Here is a 23,327-nt window from a genome sequence, read left to right on the forward strand (position 1 = left end):
GCGCATGCGCATCCTCGGCAGAACGGAGCGGCGGGTCGTCGCGGCCATCCTCGTGACCGCGCTCATCCCGCTCGTCGCCAGCATCGTCGTCGCCAGGACGGTGATCGCGCGGGTGTCGGCGACCGCGTTCCAGCCCGAGTTCGGCGTCCACCTCGACAGGGCGCTCGGCGTGTACGCCGAGCTCGCGGCCGCCATCAAGCAGGGCATGCGCTCCGAGGCCGAGGCGATCGCCCGGGGGGACGCGCTGCGCCAGGGCGCCTTCGCCGGGGACGCGGAGCGCCTCCGCGCCGAGCTCGCGCGCGTCATCGCGGCCCAGCCCGCGCTCGTCTCCCTCCGCGTCGAGCGGTGCGGGGGCGAGCTCGTCGGCGCCGGGGAGCGCGGCCGCCCGGTGGATCCGGCGCGCGAGAAGACGCTCACCGTCCGGAGGCCGCTCGACCGCCCCCCCGGCGACCCCGGCCCGCCCCGCGAGGCGGCGACCGCCGCGACCGCGCCGGCCGGCGACGACTGCGACGGCGACGCGCTGACCCTGGTCGCGACGTTCGCCGCGCCGAGCGCTCGCTTCGACGAGCTCGAGTCGGCGCAGGCGTTCGCGCAGGCGTACCACGCGCTCGAGCGGGAGCACCGGAAGGAGTACCTCGACGAGAGCTACGGCGACGCCTTCGCCGCGCTGCTCGGCGCGACGATCGTCCTGGCGGTGCTCGCGGGCGTGCTCGTGGTGCGGCCCGTGGTCGACCGCCTCGCGCGGCTCGCCGCGGCGACCCGGCCCGTGGCGGAGGGCGATCTCTCGGTGCGCGTGGCGCTCGAGGGCGACGACGAGGTCGCCGACCTGGGGCGCGCCTTCGACCGGATGCTCGAGGAGCTCGAGGGCAGCCGCGCGCGGATCGAGTTCCTGAGGCGCATGGGCGAGTGGCAGAAGATGGCCCGCCACCTCGCCCACGAGATCAAGAACCCGCTGACCCCGATCCAGCTCGCCGTGGAGGAGTGCCACCGCAGGTACGCGGGGAGCGACCCCGCGTATCAGCGCCTGCTCCAGACGACGCTGGAGGTCGTCGAGGAGGAGGTCGCCACGCTGCGCCGGCTGGTCGGGGAGTTCTCGAGCTTCGCGCGGCTGCCGCAGGCCGAGCTCGAGCCCGTGGACCTCGCGGAGTTCCTGCGCGAGCAGGGCGAGCACATCGCGGCGGTGGAGGAGGCGGGGCGCGAGCTCGCCGCGGACGAGGCGCTGCTCGGGCGCGTCGATCTCGCGTTCGACGTGCCGGACGCCCCCATGCCGGCCGCGCTCGACCGGGAGATGCTCCGGCGCGCCCTCGGCAACATCGTGCGCAACGCGGCGCAGGCGCTGCGCGACGCGCGGCGGGCCGCGCCGGACGGGGGCGCGGCGGAGCGGCCGGGCGCCGCCCCGTGGGGCAAGATCCGCGTCTCCGCGCGGGTCGACGGGCAGGGCTACCTCATCGCGGTCGACGACGACGGCCCGGGCATCGACCCCGCCGTGCGCGACTCGGTGTTCGATCCGTACGTCACCACGCGGTACGACGGCACCGGGCTCGGCCTGAGCATCGTGAAGAAGATCGTGGTCGATCACGGCGGCACCATCGACGTGCTCGAGTCGCCGCTCGGGGGCGCTCGCTTCGTGATCCGGCTCCCCCGCGCGGGCACGCCGGCGGCGCGCGCCGCGCTCAGGGCCGACGGCGACGGCGGGCCGCGCGGCCCGGCGCCAGCCGAGCGCGAGCGCGTCGCCGGGGGCGAGCGAGCGGCGGCCGCGGAGGGCGCTCCCCCGACCTGATCTGCCGGCGCGCAGGGCTCCCCCGCCGCGCGCGGCGGCGTGGCGCACGACATCGCCCTGCGCTAGGGGTCCGCGTGCTGCGCTGGAGGTCCGCATGCTGGACGACGAGCTCCGCGAGTGCCTGACGTTCGACGACGTCCTCCTCGTCCCGGCGTACAGCGAGGTGCTGCCGAGCGAGGTCGACGTCCGGACCCGGCTCACCCGGAACCTCGAGCTCAACATCCCGCTGCTCAGCGCGGCGATGGACTCCGTCACGGAGGGGCGCACGGCGATCGCGATGGCCCGCGCCGGCGGCGTCGGGATCCTGCACAAGAACCTCTCGATCGAGCGGCAAGCGCGCGAGGTCGAGCGCGTCAAGCGCGCCGAGAGCGGCATGATCATGACGCCGATCACGGTGCGCCCGGACCAGTCGCTGCGCAGCGCGCTCGCCGTGATGAGCGAGCACAGCATCAGCGGCGTCCCCGTCGTGGAGGGCGAGCGCCCGGTCGGCATCCTGACCGCGCGCGACATCCGGTTCGAGAAGAACCTCGACCAGCCGGTGAGGATGCTGATGACGAAGGCGCTCGTCACGGTGCCGCCCGGCGTCTCGAACGAGCGCGCGAAGGAGCTGCTCCACCAGCACCGCATCGAGAAGCTTCTCGTCGTCGAGGCCGGCAAGCTCGTCGGGCTCATCACGATCAAGGATCTGCTCCAGGCCGATCGGAACCCGGACGCCGTCAAGGACGCGAGCTGCCGGCTCCGCGTCGGCGCGGCCGTCGGCCCCGGCCGGGACTGCGACGAGCGCGCCGAGGCGCTCCTCGGCGCCGGCGTCGACGTCCTCGTCGTCGACACGGCGCACGGGCACCACGTCGGCGTGCTCGAGGCGGTGCGCAGGCTGAAGCGACGGCACCCGGGCGTCGAGGTCGTCGGCGGCAACGTCGCGACCGCCGAGGCGACGGAGGCGCTCATCGACGCCGGCGCGGACGCCGTGAAGATCGGCATCGGCCCCGGGAGCATCTGCACGACGCGCGTCGTCGCCGGCGTCGGGGTCCCGCAGATCACGGCGATCAGCGACTGCGCGCGCGCGGCGGACCGGCACGGCGTGCCGATCATCGCCGACGGCGGCATCAAGTACTCCGGCGAGGTGACGAAGGCGATCGCCGCCGGCGCGTCCAGCGTGATGATCGGCTCGCTGTTCGCGGGCACGGACGAGTCCCCGGGCGAGCGCGTGCTCTACCAGGGCCGCAGCTACAAGGTGTACCGCGGCATGGGCTCGCTCGGCGCCATGCGCCGCGGGTCGAAGGATCGTTACGGCCAGGCGGGGGCCGCCGACGAGAAGCTCGTGCCCGAGGGGATCGAGGGGCGGGTGCCTTACCGCGGCTCGCTCTCGGCCATCCTCTTCCAGCTCGTCGGGGGCCTGCGGTCGGGCATGGGCTACACCGGCTGCCCCACGATCTCCGATCTCCGCGCGCGCTCCCGCTTCGTTCGCATCACGGCGCAGGGCCTCCGCGAGAGCCACGTGCACGACGTGGTCATCACGGAGGAGGCGCCGAACTACCGCACCTAGCGGCGGCGGGGCCCGGCCGCCGGGCAGGGCCCGAGCATGAAAGCGCACCGCCGGGGCGGTCGATGGCACGACATGCTTGACCGGCCGCCCCCGCTTTGCCATGTTCGCCCGCGGAGAGGTGACCGAGAGGCCGAAGGTGCCTGATTCGAAATCAGGTGTACCCGCAAGGGTACCGCGGGTTCGAATCCCGCTCTCTCCGCTACGCTTGGCTGCTTGATCCCGTTGAACCAGGTAGGCTCTGACCGCCCGCTCCTCGGGAGCGGCGCCGGTCCGACAAAGCGAGGCGTGTCGACGTAGTATCGGGAGAGGTGACCGAGTGGTCGAAGGTGCACGACTGGAAATCGTGTGTACGGCAACGTACCGCGGGTTCGAATCCCGCCCTCTCCGCTGGACCGCACAGTCCGTCGATTCCTGGTCGTGAGCTCCTCGGAGCTCCTGAGCGAGCAGAGCCCGTAAACACCTGCGAGCATCCGCTCTGACCGGCGCGTCGGTGAGCGGGCTGTCGCGGCGTCGTGGCAACTCGCTCGAGCGAGCGATGCAACGGGGTAGGGGGCATCGCCTGTTACCGCCCGTGATGACGTCGATCCCCACGGGCGTGGTGGTATCCTTCGTCGAGTCCGCCGGGGCTGCCCGTGCCCCGGGGGATCCTCCGCGAGCCGGGCGAACGCGCTCGACCGGGACAGCCGCGGGAACATGGCCCATCCATGGCCCTAGATGCTTGACAGGCGGGGGGCCGCCTTGTAGAAGTGGCGCCCCTTTTGGCAGGCGCCCTTCCGGAGTTTTTCGCCCAATGAATCCTCAGCCCAAGTCCTTTTCTGCCAAGCCTGCGGAGGCCCGCAACGAGCGCACGTGGTGGGTGATCGACGCGGAAGGCAAGCCTCTCGGCCGCCTTGCCAGCCGCATCGCCACGGTGCTGCGCGGCAAGAACAAGCCGACGTTCACGCCGCACGTGGACACCGGTGATTTCGTGATCGTCGTGAACGCCAAGAAGGTGCTCCTGACGGGTCGCAAGCTCCAGCAGAAGAACTACGTGCGGCACAGCGGCGCCCCGGGTGGCTTCCGCTCCGAGTCGTACGGACACCTGCTCGAGCGCAAGCCGGAGCTCCCCATCCAGAAGGCCGTGAAGGGCATGCTCCCGAAGAACGTGCTCGGGCGCGAGCTCCTCACCAAGCTCAAGGTCTACGCCGGTCCCGACCACCCTCACGCGGCGCAGAAGCCGCAGCCCCTTAGCTACAGCTGAGCAAAGCCATGACGGAAACGAGAACGTACGCCACTGGGAAGCGGAAGACCGCCGTCGCGCGCGTCTGGCTGGCGCCGGGCACCGGCACCATCCAGGTGAACCAGCGGCCCGCTGACGAGTACTTTGTCCGCGAGACCTCGCGGATGGTGATGCGGCAGTCGCTGGAGCTGCTGGAGCTGGTGGAGCAGTTCGACGTCACGGCGACCGTGGTCGGCGGCGGTCACAGCGCCCAGGCCGAGGCGATGCGGCACGGCATCGCGCGCGCCCTGTGCGAGCTCGATCCGGAGCGCAGGTCGTCGCTCAAGCGCGCGGGTTTTCTCACGCGCGACGCGCGCAAGAAGGAGCGCAAGAAGTACGGTCAGCCCGGCGCCCGCAAGCGCTTCCAGTACTCGAAGCGCTAGCAGGCCAGAGCGCCGCCCCGCGGGGCGGGCGCCGCTGCACAGGTCACCGAGGACGCGAGGGGTCTTCCCGTCGCGTCCTCGGTGTTTTGTGTTCATTTTTACCGTAGCAAGGGCACCGAGGGCGCGAAGGCCCTTTCCCCGCATGCTCGGTGTTCCTGCTGGCGCCGCTGGTTGCTGCGAGGACACCGAGGGCGCGAGGGTCCTCCCCGTCGCGTCCTCGATGTCCTCGGTCCGTCGAGCGCGCCGCGCGGCCCGCGCGGCGTCACCCGCGCGGCGCCATGCGTCCGGCGTCACATCGGTTTCGGCGGGTTCTTCAGATCGGGGCCCTGGATGAGCTCACCCTCGTCGTCCCCGGCATCCTCGGGCGGTTGAGCTTCGGGCTCGGTCGGCCCACTCGGCCCGACCCGGGGCGCCGTGGAGACCGTGACGTCGCTGCCCGCGGCAGCGGGCGGCGGCGAGGGGGCCGGCTCCGCGACCTCGGGCTTGACCGGCTCGGGAGGCGGCTCGGGCAGCGGGATGGCATCGAGGCGCTTGTCGAGCGCCTCCTTCGCCGCGGCGAACGCCGCACGATCGACGCCGGGCATCACGCGCTCCCCGTCGAGCTGCAGCGTCTCGGCGTCGAAGTACTTGCCGTCCTTCTTGGCGGTGAAGTGGAGGTGCGGGCCCGTCGAGCGACCGGTCGAGCCCACGTAGCCGACGAGCTGACGGGTGCCCACCTTCATGCCCGGCTTGATGCCGGGCGCGAACCTCGACAGATGCGCGTACCCCGTGGTGATGCCGTTCGGGTGCGTGACGGTCACGAGGTTGCCGCTCGGTCCCGCGGGGCCGACCCAGTCGATCACGCCGCGGTAAGCCGAGTACACCGGCGTCCCCGTCGGCGCCCCGAAGTCCGTCCCGTTGTGCGGCATGACCTTCTTGAGCACCGGGTGCATCCGCTTCGGGTTGAACCTCGACGTCACGGGCGCGCCCGGCACCGGCGCGCGCCAGCCGCCGGCGTACGGCTGCCGGCCGCGCTCGTCGAAGTAGCCGCGGGCCTCCTGCCCGGTGAAATTGTAGATGCGCAGCGGCTTCTCGGCGGGATCCACGGGCCGGTACTCGAGCGCGACGATCTTCTTGTACCGGGAAAACATGCCGAGCGCCGTCTCTTCCATGGCGATCAGCCGCACGGTGCTCCCCTCCTCGAAGCTCTCCGTCGACGTGCGCCCGCTGAGCGCCTCGTCGATCGCGTCGAGCACGCCGTCCTCCAGCCCGCCCGACTGGTAGGCCTGGACGATGTCCTTGCCGACGTAGAACGCGGCGACGACCTCCTCCTCGGCGATCTTCATGTCGAGCGTGGTGCCCGAGAGCAACCCGGCGGCGTTCTCCCTCGCCTGGTAGATCTCGCTCGAAGACACCTCGTACTCGAAGGCGCGGACGCGGCGGGTGGAGCGATCCATCGCGACCGTGAACCGGTCCTTGCGGCCGCACCTGTCGAACTTCCGCACCCCCTCGAACGCCTTCAGGATCCGGTAGATCTGCGCCTTGGGCACGCCCTTCTCGTCGAGGGCGATGATGAACGACCGGCGCTCCATCACGTCGCTCACCAGGCGCATCGACGGATCCTTCGCGAGCTCGGAGATCCGCCAGGGGCTCGGCAGCGGGGTGCGCTTCTTTTTCTTGCTCTCGGGCGCGGCCGGGGGCTTCGCGGCCTCATCCGCGCCTGCGGACGAGCCCGCCGGGCCGGCCGCGACCAGCGCGCGCTCGTCGCGCACCGGGACGCCCTGGATCAGCAGGGCGATGAGCGAGGTGAGCGTCGCGAGGCCGAAGATGCCGCCGAAGACCGCGGTCAAGCGCGGCGAGAGGTGCGGACCCGGCGGGGGACGGGTCAGGCCCGGAGGCAGGCGCGGGCCCTCCGCCGAGCCGGACGCCGCGTGGGGGCCGTCGACGAGCGACGGCGTGCGCGGCGGCAGCGCGCGCAGATCGCCGCTGCTCGACCAGCGCGCGGCCCCGCGCGGGCGGGGTGGGGCGGGCGACTGCGACCACGAGGGCCCCGCGCGCGGGCGGAGATCGCCGCTGCGCGACCACGGCGCGGCCGGGGCGCTCTCGCGGCGAGGGGCCGACAGCGGCGCGGTGAGCGGCGGCGAGGCAGGCCTGCCGGGCGCATCGAGCGCGTCGCCGGCCTCGTCGTCGGGGGCGCTGCGCGTGATGTCCGCGCGCGGCGCCGCGGGCGAGTCCGCGCGCGGCGCCGCGGGCGAGTCCGCGCGCGGCGCCGCGGGCGAGTCCGTGGCGCCGCGCTCCACCGCGCTGCCGCTCGCTCCGTTCCGCTGCTCCTCGGAGCGATCCGCGGCGTCCGGTGCTCCGGACGCCTCGGATGGGTTCTGGGGTACTGCACTCGGCACGCCGACGTGCGTACCAAGGCGTCGCCGGGGTTGCAACCGCGCGGCCTCGCGGGACTCCGCGGCATCTCGCGGAAGACGGACCGCATCGTACGCCGGTCGCGTAAGCTAACCGGCCTCATGGACGACCGCCTGAAGCAGCTCCTGGTCCTCGGCAGGGAACACTACGACCGGCGCGAGTACGATCTCGCCGAGCACGCGCTGCGGCAGATCCTCGAGAAGACCGACCGCTTCGCCGACGTCTATAACATGCTGGGGGTCATCCTCCACGAGCGGGGGGACTTCCTCGGGGCCGAGCTCCACTTCGAGCGCGCGGTGCAGCTGAACGAGCATTACACGGAAGCGCTGCTGAACCTCGCCGTCACCTACAACGACCTCGGCAAATACGAGGCGGCGCGCCTGGTCTACGCCCGCATCCTGAGCGGCAAGGGGGAGAAGGGGGCCCTCGACCCGTTCGCGCGCGGCAAGATCGCCAACATGCACGCGGATCTCGCGAAGGCCTATGCCGACGCGGGCTGCACCCAGGAAGCGATCGCCGAGCTCGAGCGCGCCGTGGCGCTGTGCCCCACGTTCGCGGATCTCCAGCTGCGCCTCGGGACGATGTACCGCGAGGCTGGCAATCTGGCGCTCGCTCGCGAGCACTACACCGCCGCGCGGGACGCCAACCCGAGGTACGCGCCCGCGCGCGTGCTGCTCGGCGCGACGCTGCTCTCCCTCGGCGATCCCGATCAGGCGATCGCCGAGTGGCGCGAGGCGCTCGCGATCGATCCCGACAACAGGACCGCGAAGATGTACCTTCGCAAGGTGGAGGCGCAGCGGAACGCGCGCCCCGGCGACGCCGAGTCGTCGCCCACCGCCGGCGGCGAGGGCTGGGACGCGCCCGCGGAGGCGACCCCCACCGACGCGAGAGACCTCCTGTCCACTACGAAGGCCGATGCGGCTGCCGAGACGGACCCTGCTGCACGGGAAGGCAGATCCTGAACGTTGGCAAGATTCTCCCTGCTCCGAGAGGAGGCGCGCCGCGCGTGGCGTGAGCTCCGCGGCAGCGAGCTGTCCGCCGGGCGGACGGCGGTGGCCGTGGCGATCGGTCTGTTCATCGGATCGCAGCCGATCTTCGGCTGTCACACGCCGCTCGTCCTCCTCCTCTGCCTGTGGTTTCGTCTGGACGCAGCCATCGCCTGGGTCGCTGCGAACATCTCCAACCCTTTGTTCGCGCCAGCGCTGCTCACGGCCGAGGTCCAGGTCGGGGCGTACCTCCGCACGGGCAGCTGGCTGCGCCTCCACGAGAAGATGAGCTGGGCGCAAGCGCTATCCGAGTTTCCCGAGTACATGTTCCTCGGCGCGCCCGTGGTCGGGCTCGCGCTCGCCGCGCTCGGCGGCGGCCTGATCTTCGCCGTCGTCGCGCTGAAGCGGCGCCGCGCCCCTCTGCTGCAGGGCCGCGGGGTGGAGCCGTATCGACTCCCCGACGACGCGCCGCCCTGGGTCCACGCGGTCGAGCGGGTCGCCGCGAGGTACAGCCCGCCCGATGGCGCGACGCCGGCGCAGCGGACCCGCTTCCATTATGTTCGGTTCAAGCTCCTCGGCGATCCGGTCGCGCGCCTGATCGCCGACGTCGCCGGCGACCGCCCCGGCGCGCTGGGGGAGGTCCTCGATATCGGCACGGGGGCCGGCCAGCTGCCGATTCTCCTGCTCGAGCTGGGGAGGGCCGCGCGGGTGCGCGGGTTCGACTGGGACCGCGCCAAGATAGAGGATGCCCTCCGCGCGCGAGGTGGGACGTCGGCCGGCCCGGCGCCCTCGTCGCCGGAGTCGCCCGGTCCCTCCGGCGAGCAGCGCGCTCCCCGGGGCGCCCCGCCGTTGCCCGCGGAGTTCTGGTGCGCAGACGCGCGAGAGGCGGAGCTGGGAGAGGCAGACACGGTGCTGCTCATCGACCTGCTCCACTATTTCCGCGTGGAAGAGCAGGACGCGATCCTGCGGCGGGCAGCGGCCGCCGTTCGGCCCGGAGGGCGCCTGCTCGTCCGCGAGGCGGACACCGAGCGCGGTCTGAGGAGCTCGATCACGCTCCTCGAGGAGCGCATCTTCACGGCGCTTCGATTCAACCGGGGCGAGCGCGTGCGCTTCCGCCCTGCCCGGGAGATCGCGGCGCTCCTCGAGCAGCTCGGCTTCACCTGCGAGACGAGGCCGGCCTGGGGAAAAACGCCTTTCTCGAATGTCCTCATCGTCGCGATCCGAGCGCGTCGCTGACCCCGAGTCGCACGCCCTCCCCTGACGCTCGATGCGCCTCTGGCGCGCCGCCCTCGGCGGACGTCGTCATCGAACGCAGCTCCAGCGCTCGGACTCTGCCACCAGCGTCACGCCGAGGGGGCGAGCGCCAAGCCCGTCAGAACCCGTCCGGCGTGGTGGGTTGATCTCGCGAGGCCCCTTCATCTCTTCTACAAGGCGCGGTATCGAGCGGGCGCTTCCGTGATGGCATAGACCATGCCTGTCGCCGGAGGCCGTTGGCGCGGTCCCGCGGCCCGCGCTCCTGTCTCCTCGACGGCGGTCGGCGACCTCCAGGGGATCCTCCTGGAGACATGCGCGTGCTCGCCGGGTAGCGCAACTTCGTCGCATCCGCCTGGGGCGTCCTCGTTCCGATGGCCGCGCAGGTGTGTTGGCCTCTGGGTCGGGTGGGGACGCAGCATGGCTCCGCGGAGCCCAGGCGCCATCGAGGGCCACAGAGGCTGGAGCGGAACGACCAGCGCGCTCGCGAGCGTGACCTCCGCGCGCCACGCCGATCGCGCTCTACCAGAGGCGCACTCCCGCCCGCCCCGCGGCTCGCCGGCGCCGGTACCGCGCCGCCCACGCGCTGGTCGCGCAGGAGGTCTTGCCGAGCTGCCCGGCCCGAGGAGACCCTGTTCGTCGCGCTGCGCGAGGACCTTGCCGAACTTGCCTGAGCCCTCGCGCCCCGGCAGCGCCGGACGCGAGGGCCAGTGGGCCCGGACATCGACCCTCCCCGCGCCGCACGACGCGCCGGGGCTCCTCGGGCCTACCGTGGTCCTCGCGGAACCAGGGACGAACTCGCGGGCGACGTGGCGCCAGATATGGTGGCTCCCCGATTGGGCCCCACGATGGGTTGTGGTTTCTTGGCCGTGTGTCGTCCTCCCCGGCTCGAAGGGAGACAGGATCCTCCGGGGCATGACGGTAGGCGAGGCGGCGTCCCGGGCAGCAGAGGGCGACACGCTGCCGGAGGGGGGCAGCGGCCGCCGTATCGCCGGGCGGATCCGCTCGGTAGAGCGGCAAGAACAGAGGCCTCGCGCGAGCTGCCTCCTCCGCGCTGCTACGCGGAGGAGTGATTGCTGGAGGAGCCTTTCTGAGGAGAGACCTGAGGCGTGTACGGCTGCGGAGCTTGCTCCGCTCCGAGGTACGACGTATCGGCGGCGAGGTGGAGAGCTCCTGGCTCGCCACGATTTCCCCCGTTGGAAGCAGGGAGAGGCTGGACGTCGACCTCGGGTTCGGCCGGACCCGCCTGTTCAGCCGGACCCGCCTGGAGGGGACCGCCGTCGATCTCAGCGGGAAAAGTACTTGGTAGCCCGCTTCTCTCCTTTCGACGTGATCTTCTTCTCGACGAGCAGCTTCCGAATCGGCAGGGTCAGCTCCTTGGTCGTGGTGCCCAGATCCTTGGCGATCTGCTCCACGCCCTGCCCGCTGTTGGCGCGGATGTGCTCCAGGACCCTCTGCGTCATGGCGGCGAGCTCTTCCTTCGAGCGCTTCTCGCCCTTCTTGCGGGCAGGCTTCGCGGCGCGCGCAGGGCGCCCCGCCGCCTTCTTGACCTCCGCAGGCGGCGGAGGAGCGGCCTTGGCCCGGCCTCCCGCCTTGCGCGGCGCGGCAACGCCGGCAGCGACCGGCTGGCCCTCGCGCAGGGCGTCGGCGACGGCCTCGAGTGCCGCTTTGCGGACAAGTGCGCTCAGTTGAGAGACGAATGTATCAACGTGGCTTCTGATTTCGGTTTCGACGTTGCTCATTGGATCTCGCGTCCCATGAATAGCTAGAGTTGTCAACTGCTGATCAGCATCACGACTGAAAATAATTCGAGAGGTGTCCCTTCAACATGCCTCGGGAAGCCCCCTTCGCGCTCCCCGTCGGCTCATGGGGTGCTGGGGCGACCGGTCGAGCCGGACTCCAGCCACCATCCCTTCCAGGCGGCATCGCTCCGCGAAGCCAGGCCCAGGCGGCATCGCTCCGCGAGGCCAGGCCCAGATGGCTTCGCTCCGCGAAGCCAGGCTCTGCCCCGGCCCAAAAGGGGGTCCGATGGACAGCGCCGTGCTCTGCTCTGCGCCGCTCTGAGCGCCTCCCTCGACGCCGGGCGCCGCGCGCCGCCGCCAGGCCGCCAACCGAGGGGAGCCAGCGACATTCCCATGACGAGTGCCTTTCCTGTGCTCCGGACACAAGCGCCGCGCCGCGCCGCGCAGCGCGCTCGGCCCGAGGCCGGTTGGAGGAGCCCGGTCCCCCCGGCCCGCAGTCCTCGACGAGGGATGGTGTCATGGCCGAGGTCGCCGTTCCGGCCCACCACCCGCGCGCTGTCCAGGGGCACATGCCTTTCATTTCTGCATTCCGCCCTGCCCCGGTGCTGTATCTGCATGCCCGGTGTTTCGTCCCCGGACCGAGCGGCTCTCCGGGATCGCCCGCGACGTGTCGGCCGTCGCCTTGCCCTCCGGCGTTGTCGAAGTCACGAGCGCTGCCGCGCACACCTGCCAGCACATCCCTCCGGCGGCTCGGCGCGGCGGCTCCCGCCGTGAGCGCCCTCCCATGCTGCCGCCCGGAGGCCACCTCGCCTTTTGTCTGGGTGCATCTTTTTGCGGCTGTGCTGAAGCTGCCCAGCCTCCGCCCGTGTCTCCCAAACCCGTCGTCGGACCCGAGACCCCGAAGGCGCCCACGCAAGCCGGAAGTCGCCTCGCGGGACGTCGCGAGGCCGGCGCTCCTGCTCTGCCGAGCATCGTGATTCGCGGGGTGACACTCGTGCTGGGCACCACGGTGACGATCGGCCGCGGCCCGCTCCTGCTCCAGGGGGCGAAGACCGCCGCCGCCGCCGAAGGCGACATCGCTCCCCCGAGCGGGGCGGTGGTGGTGGACGCTGCTGGACAGTTCGTCTCTCCTCGGCAGATCGACTCGCGCTCCCACCTCGGGGGCTACCCGACGCCAGGCGCAGAGGCCTACCTGGACGGCAGCGACGGTCGCGAACGGCAGCAGATGGCGGCCCGTTGACGGGATCGGTGGCGCCGCAGGTTCAGTCCGCCGATGCCTTCTGGCCACAGGGTCCTGGTATCGAACGGGCAGTCGCTGGTGGTGTTACGACCATACAAGTCCTTTCGGGTTCAGGCAACCTGATTGGAGGGTGCGCGGTAACGATGAAGCTCCGGCCGCCCCTCTCTCCTCGCCAGATGCTCGTCACCGCGGCGCCCGCCGGGCTGAAGATGGCTTGCGGGGAGAACCCGAAGCGCAGCTACGGCGAGGACAAGCGGGCACCGATGACGCGCATGGGCAACCCTGCTCGACAGCGGGCGGCCTCTCTCAAGACCAAGAAGCTCCAGACGGACTGGGCGCGATGGGGGAGGAGGAGTCGCGCCGGATTGCGACCGAGGCGAAGACGCGGTCGGCCCGCGAGGCCACCAGGCGGGGGCGCTCCATGCCTGACCTGCTGGGCGCGAGGCCCTCGTCCCGAGCTCACTACCCGCTCGTGGGCTCCCCGCTCGCGGTCCTGTCGGTGCGGCGAGCGATCACCCGAGTCGCCTGCGCCACCACCACACGGTCGCTGGCGAGCGGCGCGAGGCGGCGCCGCCGTGATCACGACGGGCTCCCCGCGCGCGGACAAGGACACCATGCCGGCGGCCAGCGCGCGCGTGATCATGAGGGAGCCGCGCATTCCTCGCGCCGGGCCTCACCGGCGTGCTCACCTGGCGGACCTCGTCTGCATTCCTCGCGCCGGGCCTCACCGGCGTGCTCACCTGGCGGACCTCGTCTGATTGGCGGTGGGGCGGTCGCGCGTCTGACCGAGCGACCCGCTCGCGATGTCGCCCCGGGCGTTCCGTGTCTCCTCCGTGGTGCGCGACGTCGCTCGCGAGGGGGACGCCGCACGCCGGGTGCTCACCGGAGGAGCTTGCGCGCACGCGAGCCAGAAAACGGGCTCGCCGGAACGCAGGCCCCGGAGGTGAGCTCCCCGGCGTGCGGCGTCCCCCCTCGCGAGTCGCCACCCGGCGTTTCTCGACACGCGGGCGCCCCATCAAGAAGGAGAGCCCCACCGGCGTGGACCGCGCCGGCGCTCTCCGGAAGGCAGCGCCGTGATCGGGCGCTTGCTGCCGGCGCGGGCGAATTCTAGATCCTTCCGGCCGTGGTCAACCCGAGCGCCAAGCAGGACTCCGAAGCCCTCCTCGCAGCCAAGCTCGCGTCGCTCCCGACGAAGCCGGGCTGCTATCTGTTCATCGACAAGTCGGGCGACGTCGTCTACGTCGGCAAGGCGAAGAGCTTGCGCTCGCGCGTCCGCAGCTACTTCCAGGAGGGCGGGAGCGACGCGCGCTACTTCATCCCGATACTCCGGAAGATCGTGGCCGATCTGGAGACGGTGGTGACCGCCACCGAGAAGGAGGCGGCCGTACTGGAGAACGAGCTCGTCAAGCAGCACAAGCCGCGGTTCAACGTCAAGCTGCGCGACGACAAGGACTTCCTCTGCCTCAAGCTCGACCTGCAGAAGGAGTGGCCGATGCTGGAGACGGTCCGCCGCCCCGCCCCGGACAAGGCCCGCTATTTCGGCCCCTACCACTCGGCGACGAGCGCGCGGCGAACGCTCCACCTCGTCAACAAGCACTTCCAGCTCCGCACCTGCTCGGACGCCGAGATGGCGTCGCGCCGGCGGCCCTGCTTGCAGTACCAGATCAAGCGGTGCCTCGCGCCCTGCGTGATGGATGTCGACCGCGATCTCTATAAGGAGATGGTCCGCTCGGTCGCGCTCTTCCTCGAAGGGCGTCACGACGAGCTCACGGGCGAGCTCACCACGCGAATGCGGGAGGCGTCGCGGGAGCTCGAGTTCGAGCGCGCGGCCATCTACCGCGATCAGCTCCGGGCGGTCGAGGCGGTGCGGGAGGCCCAGCGCGTCGTCTATGTGAAGGACGTCGACCAAGACGTGGTGGGCCTCTACCGCGAAGGGACGCTCGTCGAGGTCGAGGTGATCCTGGTGCGCCAGGGGCGCGTGATTGACACGCTGTCCTTCTCGCTCCGCAACATGGAGCTGCCGGACGACGAGGTGCTCGGCGGCTTCCTGAACGAGTACTATGGCGTCGCGTCCACCACGATCCCCGATGAGGTCCTCGTGCCGCTGTTGCCCGACGGCGCCGAGGGCGTGGCGGAGTGGCTCGGCGACCGGCGCGGCCGCAAGGTGTCGCTCTTCGTGCCTCAGCGCGGGCCTCGGGTGGACCTGCTCAAGATGGCGAGCGAGAACGCAGCTCACGCGTTCCGGGAGAAGCAGAGGAGCTCGGACGATCTCGAGGGTCGGCTCGAGGAGCTCAGGGAGCGCCTGCGCCTCCCGACGCTCCCGCGTCGCATCGAGTGCTGCGACATCTCGCATCTCGGCGGCGGCGACACCGTGGGATCGATCGTGGCGCTCCTCGACGGTCAGCCGGACAAGAAGCGCTACCGCAGCTTCCACGTGAAGAGCGTGGCCGACGGCGACGACTACGCCGCCATGTATGAGGTGCTCGCGCGGAGATTCCGCCGCGGCAAGGCGGCTCGATCGGCGGGCCGGCGCGAGCGGAGCGCCGACGAGGAAGCCGCCGCCACCGGCGCTCCCGGCGCGGCCCAGGGCGAGGCGCCGGGGGACGAGGCGCCCGTCGACGAGGCGGCCCTCTCGGGAGCGAGCGACGCTCCGGCGATGACGGAGACCGCCGATGCGGTCGCAGCGCCGCCTCCAGCCGGCGCGGAGCAGGAAGCGCCGAGGAGCGCGCCGTCCAGCGGCGCCGAGTGGGAGCTGCCGGATCTGTTCGTGGTCGACGGCGGCCGCGGCCAGCTCAAGGTCGCGCTCTCGGCGGCGCACGATCTCGGTCTGCACGATCTGCCGATCGTGGGGCTCGCGAAGGAGCGGGAGACGCAGACGGGCGAGAAGCTCGTCGACCGCGTCTACCTGCCTGGGCAGAAGAACGGTATCCCGCTCCGCTCCACGAGCTCCGCCCTCTTCTTCCTGGCGCGCGCCCGCGATGAGGCGCACCGCTTCGCAAACCACGCACGCAAGCGGCTCGGCAAGGCGCGGCGCCTCCGCTCCGAGATCGAGGACATCCCGGGGCTCGGCGACGCCGTGAGGACGGCGCTCCTCCGGGAGCTCGGCTCGCTCGATGGCGTGCGCCGCGCGACCGACGCCCAGATCCTGGCGGTCACGGGCGTCAAGAAGCGTCACCTCGCCGCGCTGCGCAAGGTCATCCCGGCGCCCGATCCCTCGGCTCCCTCCGACGCGCCGGAGTCAGGCGCGCCGGAGTCAGGCGCGCCGGATGGTGAAGGCGAAGCGCTCTCCTAGCGCCGCGCCGTGGTGCCGCATCGCCCGGGCGCGCGGCTCATGGCGTGAGCTCGCGCGCGCTTGCCAGTCTCGACGTCCTGTCGCAAGATCGCGCTGTACCTGAACAGCGATCCGGGTTGAGCGAGGGCGTGTTCTCTGCGACGCTCTGAGACCGGGCGGCCGGCTGCGATCCGGGCGTCCACTGTCTGTCATCGATCAAGAGCCAAGCCCGGATCATCGAGCGCCTCGTGCGGCCCGTCCTCATGCAGGCCCTGCTCGGCGGGCACGATTCCCGGCGGGGAGTGCCTCGTTTCGGGGTTACGCGGCACGTGAGCACCATGGGAGAAGTACGCGCTGGCCACACGCTCGGTCGCTATGAGCTCCTCGTTCCCATCGCGCTCGGGGGCATGGCCTCGGTGTGGGCCGCCCGGACGAGCGGGCAGCTCCCGAGGATCGTCGCCGTCAAGCTGATGCGCGCCGAGCTGAGCGACGACCGCGACTTCGAGGCGATGTTCCTGGACGAGGCCACCCTGGTCTCGCAGATCCACCACCCGAACGTCGCAGAGACCATCGATGTCGGCGAGGAGGACGGCGTCCTCTATCAGGTGATGGAGCTCATCGACGGTGAGCCGCTCAACCTGGTTCTCCGCGAGAGCAAGGCCCGCGGCGGCATGCCGCTCCCCGTCGCGCTCCGCATCGTGGCCGAGGCGGCCCTCGGCCTGCACGCGGCGCACGAGCTGCGCGGCCGCGACGGCAAGCTCGTCGGCCTCGTCCACCGCGACGTCTCGCCGCAAAACATCCTGGTCGGCTACGACGGCTCGGTGAAGATCGTCGACTTCGGCGTCGCCAAGGCCGCCTCGAACCTGCAACGCACGAAGGTCGGGCAGGTCAAGGGCAAGTTCGCGTACATGTCGCCGGAGCAGGCGAGCGGAGCGCCGATCGATCGGCGCTCCGACGTGTTCACGCTCGGGATCGTCTTCTATCAGCTCTTGACGGGCAAGCACCCCTTCCTCGCCGACAACGAGCCCGCGACGCTGCGCCGCATCTGCGACAAGGCCGCGGTCGAGCCGCCGCGCTCCATCGCCCCCGCGCTCCCGGAGAGCGTGGAGCGCGTCGTCATGAAGGCGCTCGCGAAGCCGAGGGACGAGCGCTTCGCCACGATGGCCGAGCTGCGTCGCGCCATCGAGCAGGCGGCGCCGGCGGGGCGCTTCGCCGCGGCGGATGAGCTCGCCGCGCTCATGCGGCATCTGCTCGGCGAGCGCGGCGCGCGGCGTCGCGCCGCGATCCAGGAGGCGATGCAGATCGCGCGCGAGCGCGCGGGCGAGCCGGACGACGCGCCGCCCCCGCCGAGCTCCTCGGAGGCCGCCGCCCGGCCCGGGCACGCGGCGCCGCGCGCCGCGGTCGCCGTGCGGGACGCCCCCCCGCCCGGGCGATCGGCGCGGCGCCCTCGCGCCGCCCTCGCCTCCGTCGGCCTCGTGGTGCTCGTCGTGACCGTGGCGCTCGTGGGCGCGTACCTCGTGGGGGCCGCGCTGCGCGGCGACGCGCCGCCCGCCGGCGGCCCCGCGCACGGGGAGGGGTCGATCGAGGCGCCGCGCCTCCGGGCCGCGTGCGCGACGTGCGCGGCGCCGGCCCCCTCGGCGTTTGCTTGACGGTTCGGCGAACGCTTTCCAAGATGGCCGCCCTCGCATGGATCTTCGCCGCTCGCCGGAGCTCTGGCGGTTCGCCGCGCTGGTGGCGATCTTCGTCACGAGCGGCCTGGTCATCACCTACCTGGTGCTCCCGCCGCCGCCGCCGGAGGACGCCCCGAAGCCGCCCCCGGTCCTCCGCGTGGCGGAGGTGCCGGTGCCGACCACCGGCGACATTCTGGCCAACGCGCTCGATCTGGTGCGCCGCTACGCCACCGGGGAGCTCCGGATCGTGCTCCCCGACGGCTCGGAGCGCGCGATCCGCCGCAACGACCTCGGCGTCGAGATCAACCGGGTCCGCCTCGCCGAGTTCGTCCGCGAGGCGCTCCGCCCGGAGAGCGCGCTCCGCCGCGCGCACGAGCGGAGGGACCAGGAGGACGCGCCGCTCGACATCCCGATCCCGCTCCTGCTCGACTCCGAGCGGGCGATCAGCAAGCTGCTCGACCTCAAGGTCGAGCTCGACGCGCCGGCGGTCGACGCCTACGTCGACCTCCAGGAGCGGAAGCTCAAGCCCGAGAAGATCGGGTATCGGCTGGACGTCTACGGCACGCTCGCGCGGATCGACGCCGCCCTCCGGGCGGGCGAGGACCGGGCGATCGCCAGCGTCGAGACGATCACGCCCAAGCTCGTGGCGGCGCAGCTCGGCAACGTCGAGTTCGACCAGGTGCTCGGCTATTTCGAGACGCGCTACTCGACCTCGGCGAGGGCGAAGGACAGGACGTACAACCTCCGGCTCGCCGCCTCGAAGCTCGACGGGGTGGTCGTCCTGCCGGGGGAGATCTTCGACTTCAACGAGACGGTCGGCCCGCGCGACGAGGCGCACGGCTACCGCGTGGCCCCCGTCATCGCCCAGGGCGAGCTCGTCGACGGGCTCGGCGGCGGGACCTGTCAGATCTCCGGCACGCTCCACGGCGCCGCGTTCTTCGCGGGGCTCGAGATCGTCGAGCGCTACCCGCACTCCCGCCCGAGCTATTACATCAAGCTCGGCCTCGACGCGACGGTCGTCTATCCGACGATCAACTATCGCTTCAGGAACCCGTTCGACTTCCCGATCGTGCTCCACGAGACGGTCGCCGGCGGCGTCGTGCGCGCGGAGATCCTCGGCCCGTCGCGAAGGCACACGGTCACGTATTTCCGCCGCATCGACGAGGTCGTCCCGTTCGAGGAGCTGGAGCGCCCGACGCCGAAGCTGCCTGAGGGGACACGGGTGCTCGCCCAGCGCGGCATCCCCGGCTTCAAGACGACGAGCTCGCGGGTCGTCCGCGACGGCGCCTACGCGGTGCGGGAGAAGTGGAGCGACAGCTATCCGCCGACCACGCAGATCATCCATGTCGGCAGCGGCCCGCGCGATCTTCAGGTGAAGGCGACCGACGACAATCACCCCGAGTACCTCGCGGACGAGTACCTCGTGGTCACGCAGGGGCCGGACATCCGCACGCCCGGCGCGACCGGCCCCGAGCCGGGCGGCGGCACGGTGGAGAGCCGCGAGCCCGGGTTCACCGGCATGCGCGGCTGGACCGAGCGCGCGGGGATCGGCACCTACCGCGAGAAGGGGAAGGACGGCGCCGAGGGGGAGGGGAGCCGCGCGCGCGGCGAGGACGCCCTGCCCGCCGAGGGCACCGCCCTGATGCAGTCCGCGCGCGAGCCCGCCGAGGGCAAGGGGGCGGCGGAGGCCCGGGAGAAGCGGGGCTCCGGCACCGACGGGGCGAAGGACAGCAAGAGCAAGAAGCGGCGCCGGAAGACGAGCGAGGACGGCTGACCGGCGCGCGGAGAGCGCCGCTCAGCGCGCGAAGACCGCCCTGCGCGTCTCCTGGATCGTCCCCTGCGCCATCTCCCTCGCGCGCGCGGCGCCTTCCGTGAGCAAGGCGTCGACGCGCGCCGGATCGGCCATGAGCTCGGCGTAACGCCGCCGCGGCTCCTCGAGCGTGCGGCTGAGCACCTCGAACACGGCCTCTTTCGCCTCGCCCCAGCCGATGCCGCTGCGATAGCGGCCCCGGAGCGCCTCGGTCTCCTCGGGCGTCGCGAACTCCCGGTAGAGGTGGAAGAGCGTCGAGGTGTCCGGATCTTTCGGCTCGCTCGGGGGAGACGAGTCGGTCTTGTACTTGAAGATGAGCTTGCGCAGCCTCTCCGGCGGCGAGAAGAGCGGGATGATGTTGTCGTAGCTCTTGCTCATCTTGCGGCCGTCGAGGCCAGGAATGACCGCGGTGTCGGCGTCGATGCGCGCCTCGGGCAGGACCAGGATCGGGCCATAGATCGCGTTGAACCGCTGCGCGATGTCGCGGGCGATCTCGATATGCTGGGCCTGGTCCTTGCCGACGGGGACCACGTTCGTCTTGAACAGGAGGATGTCGGCCGCCATCAGCACCGGATAGCTGTAAAGGCCCAGGTTGATCCCCGCGTCGAGGTCGTCGATGTCGTCGACGCCGGCGGCGCCGCCGCGGGACTCCAGGTTCCTGGCGACAGCGGCCTTGTAGGCGTGGGCGCGGTTCATGAGCCCCTTCGCCGTGAAGCAGGAGAGGATCCAGGCGAGCTCGAAGGTCTCGGGGACGTCGGATTGCCTGTAGAAAGCGACCTTTGTGGGGTCGAGCCCGAGCGCGAGCCATGTCGCCGCGACCTCCTGGACCGAGTCGCGGAGCTTCCGCGCGTCGTGGATGATGGTGAGCGCGTGGTAGTCCGCGACGAAGTAGAGCGCGCTGGCGGCGGCCTTCGCGAGCGCGAGCGCCGGCTTGATCGCGCCCACGTAGTTGCCGAGGTGCGGCGTTCCGGTGGGCTTGATGCCGGTCAGGACGGTGCGTGCCATCGTTGTCGTGTTCCTCTGGAGCTCGTCACGAGCTCCGGGCGCGTGCGGTTATCTCTTCTGGCGGAGCGCCGTCGCTCGCGGCGCCCGGTAGGGGTTCCCGCGTCTCGGCGCGGCCGCTTGCGGCGCCCAGTAGGCGTCGCACTTGCGGCAGTGCCATCGCTTGTTCAGGACGAGGAGCGGCAATCCGAGCAGGGCGACGAGGAGGACGAGCTGGCCCGGGGACCACTCGCGGTAAGCGTAGCGCGCGCCGCACGCGGGGCACTTCGGGCCATCGAGCTCGGCCGCTTCGTCTTCCTCGTCGAGCCCGTGCTCGTCGTCGACGGGCGGCGTCTTCAGGATCTCGGCCGCCCTCTCGCGATCGGCGAGCGGCACCTGGAGCCGGATTCCGAGGGCGCTGCCGATGTAGTGGGGGTTCAGGGTCGCCGCGTGCTCATCGGCGATGAAGGCGCGGATGCCGTGGGCGGCCAGAGCCGACCGCCCCATCTGCGCCTCGAAGGCCCTGCTGTAGGTCGCCACCGTGACGAGCCGCTCGGAGCCCACCGGGGTGCGGTCCCGGGCCCTGTCGGAAGAGCGCACCTCGCGAGGCTAGCATCCGCCCGCGGCGGAGCGTGTACGGCTGGCCGTTTTCGTGCCACGGTGCGGGGTCGGCTCCCCGACCCAGGTTGACCGGGGCCGACCCAGGTTGACCGGGCCGACCCAGGTTGACCGGGCCGACCCAGGTTGACCGGGCCGACCCAGGTTGACCGGGCCCGACCCAGGTTGACCTGGGGCCCGACCCAGGTTGACCTGGGGCCCGACCCAGGTTGACCTGGGGCCCGACCCAGGTTGACCGGGGGCCGCGGAGCGGCTCCCCGACCCATGCTTGCATCTGCGCCATGCCAGGCCGAACGCCGTCCTCTCCCGCGCCTCCCCCGGATGTCCCCGCACCCCCGGCCGCCGGCCGCGCGCGGCCGACCGTCGCGCTCGCCGTCTCCGGCAGCATCGCCGCCTACAAGGCCGCCGAGGTCGCCCGGCTCCTGATCCAGGGTGGCGCGCGCGTGCTGCCGATCATGACGCGCGCGGCGCAGCAGTTCCTCGGGCCCATGACGCTCAGCGGCCTCTGCGGCGAGCCCGTGCGCGACACGATGTGGGACCCGGGCTTCGCCGGCGAGCTGCACGTCGCGCTCGCCGCCGAGGCCGACCTCGTCCTCCTGGTGCCCGCGACGGCCGACGTGCTCGCCCGCCTCGCCGCGGGCCGCGCCGACGACCTGGTGACGGCGCTCGCCCTGTGCGCGAACGGGCCGGTGCTCGCCGCGCCCGCGATGCACCCCCGCATGTGGGCCCACCCCGCGACCGCGCGGAACGTCGCCACGCTCGAGGCCGACGGCCGCGTGCAGCTCATCGGCCCGGTCTTCGGCGAGGTCGCCTCGGGCGAGCGCGGCCTCGGGCGCATGGCCGAGCCCGCGGCGATCGCGGCCGCGGCGCTCTCGCGCCTCGCCCCGCGCGACCTCGCCGGGCTCCGCCTCGTCGTCACCGCCGGCCCGACGCTGGAGGACCTCGACCCCGTGCGCTTCCTCGGCAACCGATCGACCGGCAAGATGGGCTTCGCCGTGGCCGAGCGGGCCGCGGCGCGCGGCGCGGAGGTCACGCTGATCGCCGGCCCCGTCGCGCTCTCCACGCCGCCGGGCGTCCGCCGCGTCGACGTGCGCGGCGCGCTCTCGATGCGCGCCGCCCTCTGGCGAGCGCTCGGCGACGACCTCCGCGGCGCGGACGCGCTCGTCATGACGGCCGCGGTGTCCGATTACCGGCCGGCCGAGCAGCACGCCACCAAGCTGAAGCGCACGCCCGACCTCGCCTCGCTGCCGCTCGTGCCGAACCCCGACCTGCTCGCCGAGGTCGGCGCGGCGCGCGCCGGCCTCGCCGGCGCGGCGGACGGCGGGCGACCGCGGCCGCCCGCGCTCGTCGGCTTCGCCGTCGAGACCGACACGGACGAGGGCGTCATCGCCCACGCGCGCCGCAAGCTCGCGGGCAAGCGCGTCGACCTCATCGTCGCCAACCACGCGGCGGACTCGTTCGGCCGCGACGACAACCGCGCGACGCTCGTGACCCACGACGCCGCCGACGCGCTCGGCGTGCTGCCCAAGGCCGCGCTCGCGGATCGCATCCTCGACCGGGTCTCCCGGCTGTGCGCGCGATGAGGCAGGGCGACGAGCGCGCCGCGGCCCCTCCGGCCGCCCCGGGCGGCGACGCCGGCCCGGCCCCGCGGGTCGACCTCTCGGGGAGCGATCCGCGCGAGCCGCCGCGGGCCACGCGCCGCGAGGCGGCGCTCGCCGCCGCGTCGGTCACCGCCGGCACGGCGCTCGCCGTCTCGTACGCCTTCCACCCCGAGCGCGCCGGCGCGATCGGCATGCTCGCGGCGCTCACCGCCCTCTACGCCGTCCTCGCGGCCGTCACCGTGATGTGGCTCCGCGGGCGCGGCGAGCTCCGCGCCGCGCTCCGCCCGCGCTCGGGCGACCTCGCGCGCGGCGCGTTCGTCGCGGCGGCGCTGTACGGCCTCGCGATGGCGGCGCAGCTCGTGCTCGCCCCGCGCGGCTCCCCGCGCGAGGCGTGGCTGCTCCGCCTCTACCTCCAGCTCGGCGACCCCTCCGCGGACGCGCGCGTCTTCGTCGGCGCGACGGTGTTCGTCGTGGCCGCGCTCGAGGAGCTCGTCTGGCGCGGCCTCGTGATGCGCGCGCTGGAGGGCCCGCTCGGCCGCGGCTCCGCCTGGCTCTCGTCGAGCGCGCTGTTCGCCGCCGCGCACGCCCCCACGCTCTTTCTGCTCGGCGATCCGGTCGCCGGGCCGAACCCGCTGCTCGTCGCGGCGGGTCTCGGCTGCTCCATCGTGTGGGGGCGCGTGGTGCACCTCTATGGGCGCCTCCCGCCGGCGATCTTCGCCCACGCGTTCTTCTCGTGGGCGATCGTGAGCTTCCCGATCTGGCGTCCGTGACGCGGGCGCGCGGCGGCGCCCGCGGG

General features: G+C 72.4%; 16 protein-coding genes and 2 tRNA genes. 14 read left to right on the plus strand and 4 right to left on the minus strand.

Features of this window, described 5'->3' with window-relative positions; all coding sequences use genetic code 11:
- The first annotated feature begins 4 nt into the window (after positions 1 to 4).
- The 6 genes from WMF31_RS04360 (at position 5) to rpsI (ending at position 4,967) form a co-directional block, all read left to right on the plus strand.
- Positions 5 to 1,780, plus strand: a complete 1,776-nt coding sequence (locus WMF31_RS04360; RefSeq protein WP_436600722.1) for an ATP-binding protein — start codon at positions 5 to 7, stop codon at positions 1,778 to 1,780.
- 94 nt (positions 1,781 to 1,874) lie between these two features.
- Entirely contained in the window at positions 1,875 to 3,326 is a 1,452-nt protein-coding gene (gene guaB, locus WMF31_RS04365) for an IMP dehydrogenase (protein ID WP_436600723.1), read from the plus strand.
- Between the two features lie 112 nt (positions 3,327 to 3,438).
- Positions 3,439 to 3,525: transfer RNA gene (locus WMF31_RS04370), tRNA-Ser, on the plus strand.
- 103 nt (positions 3,526 to 3,628) lie between these two features.
- A tRNA-Ser gene (locus WMF31_RS04375) sits at positions 3,629 to 3,713 on the plus strand.
- Positions 3,714 to 4,116: 403 nt separating this feature from the next.
- The gene (gene rplM, locus WMF31_RS04380) at positions 4,117 to 4,566 is read left to right on the plus strand and encodes a 50S ribosomal protein L13 (RefSeq protein ID WP_129353423.1); all 450 of its coding nucleotides are present in this window, start codon (positions 4,117 to 4,119) and stop codon (positions 4,564 to 4,566) included.
- A gap of 8 nt (positions 4,567 to 4,574) precedes the next feature.
- Complete coding sequence (gene rpsI / locus WMF31_RS04385; RefSeq protein ID WP_436600724.1) at positions 4,575 to 4,967, plus strand: 30S ribosomal protein S9; 393 nt, start codon at positions 4,575 to 4,577, stop codon at positions 4,965 to 4,967.
- Positions 4,968 to 5,257: 290 nt separating this feature from the next.
- Here rpsI and WMF31_RS04390 read toward each other — a convergent pair whose 3' ends face one another.
- Positions 5,258 to 7,345, minus strand: coding sequence for a peptidoglycan DD-metalloendopeptidase family protein (locus WMF31_RS04390; RefSeq protein WP_436600725.1), 2,088 nt, complete (start codon positions 7,343 to 7,345; stop codon positions 5,258 to 5,260).
- Positions 7,346 to 7,462: 117 nt separating this feature from the next.
- On the opposite strand from WMF31_RS04390, the gene WMF31_RS04395 reads away from it, so the two are divergent.
- Positions 7,463 to 8,323, plus strand: coding sequence for a tetratricopeptide repeat protein (locus tag WMF31_RS04395; protein WP_436600726.1), 861 nt, complete (start codon positions 7,463 to 7,465; stop codon positions 8,321 to 8,323).
- Between the two features lie 3 nt (positions 8,324 to 8,326).
- Positions 8,327 to 9,583, plus strand: coding sequence for a DUF2062 domain-containing protein (locus tag WMF31_RS04400; RefSeq protein WP_436600727.1), 1,257 nt, complete (start codon positions 8,327 to 8,329; stop codon positions 9,581 to 9,583).
- A 1,301-nt stretch (positions 9,584 to 10,884) separates the two neighbouring features.
- Here WMF31_RS04400 and WMF31_RS04405 read toward each other — a convergent pair.
- Entirely contained in the window at positions 10,885 to 11,340 is a 456-nt protein-coding gene (locus WMF31_RS04405; RefSeq protein ID WP_436600728.1) for a DNA-binding protein, read from the minus strand.
- A gap of 985 nt (positions 11,341 to 12,325) precedes the next feature.
- Between WMF31_RS04405 and WMF31_RS04410 the strand changes: the two genes are divergently transcribed.
- The 4 genes from WMF31_RS04410 to WMF31_RS04425 all read left to right on the plus strand — a co-directional run bounded on the left by WMF31_RS04410 (position 12,326) and on the right by WMF31_RS04425 (position 19,295).
- Positions 12,326 to 12,580, plus strand: a complete 255-nt coding sequence (locus tag WMF31_RS04410; protein WP_436600729.1) for a hypothetical protein — start codon at positions 12,326 to 12,328, stop codon at positions 12,578 to 12,580.
- 1,123 nt (positions 12,581 to 13,703) lie between these two features.
- Positions 13,704 to 15,872, plus strand: a complete 2,169-nt coding sequence (gene uvrC, locus WMF31_RS04415) for an excinuclease ABC subunit UvrC (protein ID WP_436600730.1) — start codon at positions 13,704 to 13,706, stop codon at positions 15,870 to 15,872.
- Positions 15,873 to 16,189: 317 nt separating this feature from the next.
- Complete coding sequence (locus WMF31_RS04420; protein WP_436600731.1) at positions 16,190 to 17,500, plus strand: serine/threonine-protein kinase; 1,311 nt, start codon at positions 16,190 to 16,192, stop codon at positions 17,498 to 17,500.
- A 37-nt stretch (positions 17,501 to 17,537) separates the two neighbouring features.
- The gene (locus tag WMF31_RS04425; RefSeq protein WP_436600732.1) at positions 17,538 to 19,295 is read left to right on the plus strand and encodes a VanW family protein; all 1,758 of its coding nucleotides are present in this window, start codon (positions 17,538 to 17,540) and stop codon (positions 19,293 to 19,295) included.
- A gap of 21 nt (positions 19,296 to 19,316) precedes the next feature.
- Here the strand turns inward: WMF31_RS04425 and WMF31_RS04430 are convergent, their stop codons facing one another.
- Positions 19,317 to 20,336 carry a tryptophan--tRNA ligase gene (locus WMF31_RS04430; RefSeq protein ID WP_436600733.1) on the minus strand — a complete coding sequence of 340 codons (1,020 nt, stop codon included), beginning with the start codon at positions 20,334 to 20,336 and terminating at the stop codon, positions 19,317 to 19,319.
- Between the two features lie 48 nt (positions 20,337 to 20,384).
- Positions 20,385 to 20,912, minus strand: coding sequence for a DUF2007 domain-containing protein (locus WMF31_RS04435; RefSeq protein WP_436600734.1), 528 nt, complete (start codon positions 20,910 to 20,912; stop codon positions 20,385 to 20,387).
- Positions 20,913 to 21,211: 299 nt separating this feature from the next.
- Between WMF31_RS04435 and coaBC the strand changes: the two genes are divergently transcribed.
- Positions 21,212 to 22,513: a bifunctional phosphopantothenoylcysteine decarboxylase/phosphopantothenate--cysteine ligase CoaBC gene (coaBC, locus tag WMF31_RS04440; protein ID WP_436600735.1), complete on the plus strand. Its 1,302-nt coding sequence runs from the start codon at positions 21,212 to 21,214 to the stop codon at positions 22,511 to 22,513.
- Positions 22,510 to 23,301: a CPBP family intramembrane glutamic endopeptidase gene (locus WMF31_RS04445; RefSeq protein ID WP_436600736.1), complete on the plus strand. Its 792-nt coding sequence runs from the start codon at positions 22,510 to 22,512 to the stop codon at positions 23,299 to 23,301. Before coaBC ends, WMF31_RS04445 begins: the two co-directional genes overlap by 4 nt.
- Positions 23,302 to 23,327: the final 26 nt, after the last annotated feature.

Source organism: Sorangium sp. So ce1036 (assembly GCF_051369805.1).
Lineage (GTDB): Bacteria > Myxococcota_A > Polyangia > Polyangiales > Polyangiaceae > Sorangium > Sorangium cellulosum_F.